The organism is Vibrio sp. (genome assembly GCF_050299255.1).
In the GTDB taxonomy this organism is placed as follows: domain Bacteria; phylum Pseudomonadota; class Gammaproteobacteria; order Enterobacterales; family Vibrionaceae; genus Vibrio.
The window spans coordinates 1-7,380 of record NZ_JBNKVP010000113.1; the positions used below are offsets into that span (position 1 = coordinate 1).

Here is a 7,380-nt window from a genome sequence, read left to right on the forward strand (position 1 = left end):
GGGACAAACGCGACTGTAACAGCTCAAACTGACGCGGAGAAAAATTCGAAACACCAAAATGTTTAACTTTGCCCACTTTGTGCAGTTCAGAAAATGCTTCAGCGACTTCGTCGGCATCCATTAACACATCCGGGCGGTGGATTAACAGTACATCCAGGTAATCGACTCCGAGACGTTCCAGAGAGTTATTCACTGACTCATAGATGTGTGCCGCGCTGGTGTCATAGTGATTAACTTTGCGCTGTGGAAACTTATCGGTGCACAGTTTGATATCACACTTGGAGACGATTTCAAGCTGATCACGCATGCTGCTATCCAGACGCAGCGCTTCACCAAACAGACGTTCGCATTCGTAATTACCGTAAATGTCAGCATGGTCAACTGTCGTGATCCCCAGCTCTACGTGTTGCTTTAAAAAACTCAGTCGCTCTTGCGCAGACATGCCCCAATCGGCCAAGCGCCAATACCCCTGGACCAGTTCAGAAAACTCCGGACCTTGAGGTGCAATGGATACTTTATTTACCATTGATTGCTCTCCCTTTAAAACGTTGCCGTTAAAGTATGCTGCTTTATCCGATTCCTCAACGTATACTGGCGACAAAATCGAACTGGAGTACGAGTTTTGAGTTTCGCCGCACGTTTACAGCAATTAATCGGCCAAGAAAGCATCAGTGGTTTTGCCCGCCGGGTGGAGCTGTCGGAAGGATTGATCCGCAAATACTTAAAAGGCAGTGAACCAAGCTTAACCAAAGCCAACCAGATTGCCATGCGCGCCAATTGTTCACTGGAATGGCTCGCCACCGGTTGCGGTTACCTGTACCGACAGGCCGAAGTGGTCGACATGGAAGCGTATCAGGTTGCTTATCAACAGGTGACCGGACAACAGCCCGATAACCTCCAGACCCATCGAAAAATCATTGCTGGCTACCAGTATCTGCGTACACACAAAAAAGCCGATGGTTTTCTGGATGTGACCGCGATGAATGCGTTTCTTACTCGCCAGCCGGCTGAGGAGCCGTTGAAGTAAGAACTATTGTGATCTGCTTTCCATCGCTGGTTAGAGTGGCAAAGGCAAGTGGATAGGCATTGGCAGCTTGCCAGTACAGAGTCACCATTTGTTGCCGGTCGCCCTGGTTGAGAAACTGGATCAGACGTTTGTCCGCCTCGGCAGCCGGCCAACGCGATAAAGCCATTTTAACATCAAATTGAGCCCCCAACTTCTCGGCCCGAATCAGCTCGAAACCGTCCCGACGCAAATTAAGCTGCAAATCACCGTACGCCAGCACTGAGTAGTCGGTAGACAAAGAGAGACGAACCACTTGCTTACCCACTTTAGCTGCCTGCAGATAAACGGGAGCACGGTAATAACGTACCAAATCAGAACAGTAAAGCTGTCCGCTTATCTCGCCGCAATCAAACCACTCCAGTTCACTGTTAAATTTTTCCCAGTCTGAAGTGGCTTTTAACAGCGGCAACAGATTCACTGAGTGCTCTGCTGAGACCGCCTGGCCATGCAGCATCAACCCGAAACTTACCGTCAGCAACAACCTTAAAGGGCAGGTTATTGTTTTGCTCAATGCGATGTACACGCGCTACCTCTTATCTACCCTGTACCAGGCGTTAACTTGCCGAATATTAACGTAAATTACACGATCCGCTGAGGATCTCATTTTGCACTAATATGCTGCTCACTACCGCCCCTACTGAATGTGAGATTTGGCAAATTTTAGGGCGTAGATGGGGGGAATGATGTAGCAGCCCCCACCTCGCGTTAGCATAAAGCTAATAATCATAATGACAAGGATCTTCTCGTGAAACACTCAAAGCTAAGTCTGGCGATAGGATTAACCCTGCCACTTTTGAGCGCCGTATCATACGCTTCACCCACCATCACCATTGCGACCGACACCACCAGCCGCGATTTCCCACTCAGTTCAGGCAGTGAACTGACGGTACCGATGAACAAAGAACAGTACACGTTAACCATCTCGGGCCTGGAAGGCGATTGCAGTAGCGAATCTGATGGCAAGTTTCGTTTTCGTCGTCCACTAGCACTGAGCTGTAGTGGCGATACCCAGTATAAAGCGAAGATCCTGTTCAGCGGCGACTACAGCTTTGCCTACGATGAGACTAAGCAAACGCTGACCGTTAACCGAGTGACCACTAAAAGCAGCAAGAGTGTCTTTAAACGCCCGATTCCGGACGTCCAGTGCGAGCAGTACCAAGGCGGCGCTGTCACCCTGGACCTGGCAGACAACTTTGCCGATGGTAGCAAGTTAAAAGACGCACTTAGTGGCCAAAGTGTCACCGTTAACAATGGTAAAGTGACCATCACGCCAGCAGCGGACAGTGGTGGTCTGGTACTGCTGGAGCCAGTCGCTCAGCAAACCAAGCAACCCTTTAGCTACAAGAATGCCAACATCTACTTTGTGATGGTGGATCGGTTCCACAACGGCGATGCAAACAATGACCAAAGTTATGGCCGGCATAAAGATGGCAAAGACGAAGTCGGCACTTTTCATGGCGGCGATCTGAAAGGTGTGATTGAGAAACTGGATTACATCGCCAGCCTGGGCACCGACGCTATCTGGCTGTCACCGATCGTCGAGCAGGTTCATGGCTTTGTCGGAGGTGGTGAAAGCGGCAGCTTCCCGTTCTATTCGTATCATGGCTACTGGACCCGGGATTTCACCAAAATTGACGCCAACTTTGGTAACGAAGACGACTTGAAAACCTTGGTCACCGAAGCCCATAAGCGCGGCATCAAAATCCTGTTGGATGCGGTAATCAACCACTCAGGTTATGCCACCCTGGCCGATTTACAACAGGATGGCATTGAGGTTGTCAATGCCAACCAATTGCCAGCTAAGTGGTCAGACTGGACACCAGCGGCAGGACAGAACTGGCATAGCTTCCACCAGTCTATAGACTATGACAGCCCACGCTGGGCAGACTGGTGGGGTGGCGACTGGGTACGGGCTGGCTTGCCTGGCTATCCAAGTCCCGGTTCCGGTGATATTCGCATGACACTGGCCGGCTTACCCGATTTCAGAACCGAATCGACTGACGCGGTGACCCCACCGCAATGGTTACTCAACAATCCGGGCACTCGCGTCGTCGCGCGCGATAACTACACAGTATCCGATTACCTGATCGAATGGCAGAGTGATTGGGTCAAGCGCTTCGGTATCGATGGTTTTCGCGTCGATACCGTCAAACACGTAGAAGGTGAAGTCTGGAAGCGGCTGAAAAAAAGCGCCACTGCCAGCCTGGAGCAGTGGCGGGAGGAAAATGATCAGTCGGGCCTGCCTTTCTGGATGATGGGTGAAGTGTGGGGGCACTCCGCGTATCGCTCCCGCTACGCTGATGACGGTTTCGATTCTCTGATCAATTTTGATCTGCAAAAACGGCTCGACAAAGGCGCAGCTTGCTTCAGTCAGATGGCAGAAACATACAACAGCTACGCCAGTAGCATTCAGGAAACGCCGGACTTTACTCCTGTGAGTTACATGTCCTCACACGATACCGAGCTGTTTTTCAGTCGTTTCAACTCTCTAGAGATGCAGCGCAACGCAGCCAATGCTCTGCTGTTAAGCCCGGGCGGTGTCCAGGTATTTTATGGTGATGAAGTCGCTCGCGGTATTGGCCCTTATGCCGATGATTTCCATCAGGGCACTCGCTCGGACATGGTCTGGAAACTGGATGAACCCAGACAACAGCTTTTGACTCACTGGCAGGCAGTCGGCAAATTCAGACAACGCCACCCTGCAATTGGCGGTGGTAAGCATGAGGTAATCAAGCAGAACAATGCTTATGTCTTCAGTCGTACATTAGGAGACGATAAAGTTGTTGTCGCCTATGTTGGCCGCCAAAACTGATTGTTATTAAATAAATAATAGAAGCCGCACATTGCGGCTTCTTTTGCCTCATGAGCATGAAACTGCCATCTCGCCGGCGGTTATTTGTACCAGGCCAGCAGTTTTGCACCAAAATTTGATCAACCCCACCAAAATGAAACTGGTCTAACCATCCAACTGATTACATTTTAATCATAACCACTTGTTATTTAAAAAATAAATATAAATTGTGTATTTTTGCCAATACAAAAAAGTACAACAATCCCTTTGACAGCCGGATAACATAAAATTAACATTTTTGCTGAGCCTAACTATAAAAACTACGGTCCTTGGAGGCCCACACAATGAAAATGTTACGTTATTCCACGCTCTCCATAGGGATGCTGGCAGCCATGCAAGCAAATGCAGCGGGCTTCCAGGTCGCTGAACATTCCGCCTCAGGCCTTGGTCGTGCTTTTTCCGGCGAAGCCGTCGTTGCAGATAACGCATCGGTGCTGGCACGCAATCCCGCCGCAATGACACTGTTTGATCAGGCCGAGTTTTCCGGCGCTTTGACTGTCATTGACCCGGAAGTCGACATCACCGATATAACCAATCAGGAGCAAGCCAACGATATCGCGCCGATGCAAGTGGTCCCTGCGGCATACTACATCGCACCGATCAATGAACAGTGGGCATGGGGCCTGGGTCTGTTTACTACATACGGGATTGCCACCGATTACCCCGACGATATTCAGGCAGGCGACCTGGCGGGTGATACCTCGCTCATGTCGGTCAATCTGAACCCTTCAGTGGCGTATCAAATCAATGATCACTTTAGCCTCGGCGCAGGAGTTAATCTGGTTTACGCGCAGGCAAAACTCAATCGCCACAAAGGGGCCTTGGCACCTGTTTTAGGCGGCAATACCTCGGACAAATTGATCAGTCTGGAAGGGGATACCTTCGGTTATGGCTGGAATCTGGGCGCCATGTACGAAATTAACTCAGATCACCGCTTTGGTTTCGGTTATCGCTCAAAAATTGACCTGAAATTTAAAGACGGCGAGTTCAAAAGTTACGACACCGGTATCGGCAGCAGGGAAACCGTAGCGGGTAATCTTGATATCAGTTTACCGGCTATCTGGGAACTGTCTGGTTTCCACCAGTTGACTGATGATCTGGCCGTGCACTATAGCTATCAGCGCACTGACTGGAGTACCTTCACCAAACTGGAAGCGACCTCTCCCGATTGTACCAATACCAACGGCACCGTTGGCCAATGTTTCTATAAAGAGGAGCATTATCAGGACAACGATCGCGTGTCTGTAGGCGGTACCTACCAGTTCAATCCAAACTGGATTGGCCGCATTGGTTTTGCTTTTGATGAGCAAGCCGGTAAAGCCACTCTGAGTATTCCCGACACTGATCGTTACTGGTACTCCGCTGGTTTAACTTACCTATACAGCGACAACCTCAGCATCGATGCCGGTTTCGCGCTGGTACACAGTAAAGCAAGCACTTTCACCGAAAAAGATGCGCTTGGCCAGGAGCTGACATTTAGGTCTAGCGGCGAGGCCTACATCAGTTCAGTTCAAATGAACTACCAGTTTTAACGCATAGGAGCGCATTATGTTAATTAAACAGACTCTATCACTTTCTGTGTTGGCCAGCGCTCTGCTGCTGGCAGGCTGTGGTGATGAAACCAGCAGCCAGACCAACCCGCCCCAGTATGAACCGCATATTAAAGAGGCACTCAGCCGTGCTACCGGAATCAAATTTACCCTGCAGGGCAAAGACGCCAGTGTACCAGTGCCCTCTTTCGCGTTGATGAACACCAGTGACGGCACGCTGGAGATCCCGACCAAGGGCGATGATGCTCTAACCAATCCGGTCGCGGCTATGGGCACCATGGATGGCTGGTCCACCAGCATGCCTTTAGTGATGAACTTCCAGGGCGCAGGTCTTGCCAGCGGCTTGGTACCGAGCGGCGTTTACCTGATTGAATTGACCGATAGTATGACTGGCGACCCACACGTTAAGACTGTCCTGACACAGAATGCCGATTACATCGCCATGGCCGATGCCAATACCGATAACATCAATATTGTGATGTTAAATAACCGCGAGCTAAACGCCAGCAGCGAATATATCCTGGCCATTACCGATGAAGTGGTTGATGCCAATGGCGATCCGGTAGGCACATCGCAAAGCTATGCCGCACTGAAATCGAAATCAAAGTTCTACACCACCGAACCACTGGCTACAGCGCAAAAAGTGACGCAGGGTGTGGAAGGCCTCTTCGCCTCACAAGGCGTTAACTCCGACAATATTATCTATTCGACCTGGTTTACCACTCAATCAGTGGGTAATACCTTACAAGCGGTGAAAGGCGCGACTGCGACTGGTTTGAGCCTAGTCTCCGAAGGTAAAGGTGATCTCGGCGATATTTGGAAAGGAGTTGCCAACCCTAATAACGTAGACTTATCGACAGCCTACGGTATAGCATTTGGGGCGACAGAATCCTTTATTACCGCGCTGGATGCCGACACTGATTTTGATAAATATATCGGTGAAGATGATACCGCAGATAAAAAGGCAGGCATCAAGGCACTGTATGCTAGTGCTGGTGCCGATGTAAGTGTAACCCAAGGTCAAATCGCCCTGCCTTATTACCTGGAAACCGGCCCTAACTGGAATCAGCAACCTATGCAGTCGGCAATGCCGAGCCTGGCGAAAATAAGCGAAGTAATGGAGGATGCTACCGAGCAACCTGTTATCGCCGCCCAATTGATGGCAGCCGAGATAGACCCAACGCAGCTAGCAACCAGCAAAGAAGAGCAGTTAAAACTGGTGGGGCTGACATTAACCAAGGCCGACGGCAGCCAGTTGGATTCTGAGCGGATCATCACCCGCTACGCACCAGTGCCACAGGTTAAGTCCCTGCAACCAGTAGAATTCCTGCTGTTTACCCCAGCTGGTGGCACTCCATCCGATGTGGTGATCTACCAGCACGGTATTACCTCGGCGAAGGAAAATGCCTACTCATTTGCCTTTAATCTGGCCCAGACCGGGCTGGCGGTTATCGCCATCGATTTGCCAATGCACGGTACCCGTAGCCTGGATGACCAGCGTTCAGCGAATACCGATGTTCAGGCCTACCTGAACCTTACCAACCTGACAGTGGGAAGAGACAATGTACGCCAAAGTGCACTGGATGTGCTGGGGCTGCGCGCCAGTTTAACTGCCAACGCGGCAGCTGGACGCCTGGCCGGTACACCACTGGCTTTGTTTAATCCTTCAACGTCAAAAGTTAAACTGCTGGGCCATTCCATGGGCGGTATTGTTGCAACTACTGCGGTTGCGGCTGGTAACAAGACATTAGGTGATGCCCAGGCAGATGCTCTATACCGCTTTAGCGCTGCAGCGATTCATAACTCTGGCGGTCAGATTGCCAACCTGCTGTTTGGTTCAGATGAGTTTGGTCCGCTACTAAAACACAACCTGGCGCTAGCCGCTTCAGTTGAATACAAGTCATTCGCCGATG

6 protein-coding genes are annotated in these 7,380 nt (G+C 50.5%); 4 read left to right on the forward strand and 2 right to left on the reverse strand.

Translation table 11 applies throughout. The annotated features are described in order from the left end of the window. Positions 1-526 (reverse strand): aldo/keto reductase (locus ACQY6F_RS17525; RefSeq protein WP_428776281.1); only part of this gene is annotated, 526 nt, incomplete at its 3' end. A 96-nt stretch (positions 527-622) separates the two neighbouring features. On the opposite strand from ACQY6F_RS17525, the gene ACQY6F_RS17530 reads away from it, so the two are divergent. Then, the gene (locus tag ACQY6F_RS17530) at positions 623-1,027 is read left to right on the forward strand and encodes an XRE family transcriptional regulator (protein ID WP_428776282.1); all 405 of its coding nucleotides are present in this window, start codon (positions 623-625) and stop codon (positions 1,025-1,027) included. On the opposite strand, the gene ACQY6F_RS17535 is transcribed toward ACQY6F_RS17530, so the two are convergent. Then, positions 993-1,589: a hypothetical protein gene (locus ACQY6F_RS17535; protein ID WP_428776284.1), complete on the reverse strand. Its 597-nt coding sequence runs from the start codon at positions 1,587-1,589 to the stop codon at positions 993-995. The genes ACQY6F_RS17530 and ACQY6F_RS17535 overlap by 35 nt on opposite strands. A 222-nt stretch (positions 1,590-1,811) precedes the next feature. Here ACQY6F_RS17535 and ACQY6F_RS17540 point away from each other — a divergent pair, with 222 nt between their 5' ends. From ACQY6F_RS17540 to ACQY6F_RS17550, 3 genes are all read left to right on the forward strand, one after another. Next, entirely contained in the window at positions 1,812-3,878 is a 2,067-nt protein-coding gene (locus ACQY6F_RS17540) for an alpha-amylase (RefSeq protein WP_428776286.1), read from the forward strand. A 323-nt stretch (positions 3,879-4,201) separates the two neighbouring features. Next, entirely contained in the window at positions 4,202-5,449 is a 1,248-nt protein-coding gene (locus tag ACQY6F_RS17545) for an outer membrane protein transport protein (RefSeq protein WP_428776287.1), read from the forward strand. 22 nt (positions 5,450-5,471) lie between these two features. Further along, positions 5,472-7,380, forward strand: a 1,909-nt coding sequence (locus ACQY6F_RS17550) for a VolA/Pla-1 family phospholipase (protein WP_428776289.1), incomplete at its 3' end; no start/stop codon positions are given.

Coding starts and splice junctions, on each gene's coding strand:
- ACQY6F_RS17545 (WP_428776287.1), top strand. CDS start 4,202: ATGAAAATGTTACGTTATTCCACGCTCTCCATAGGGATGCTGGCAGCC.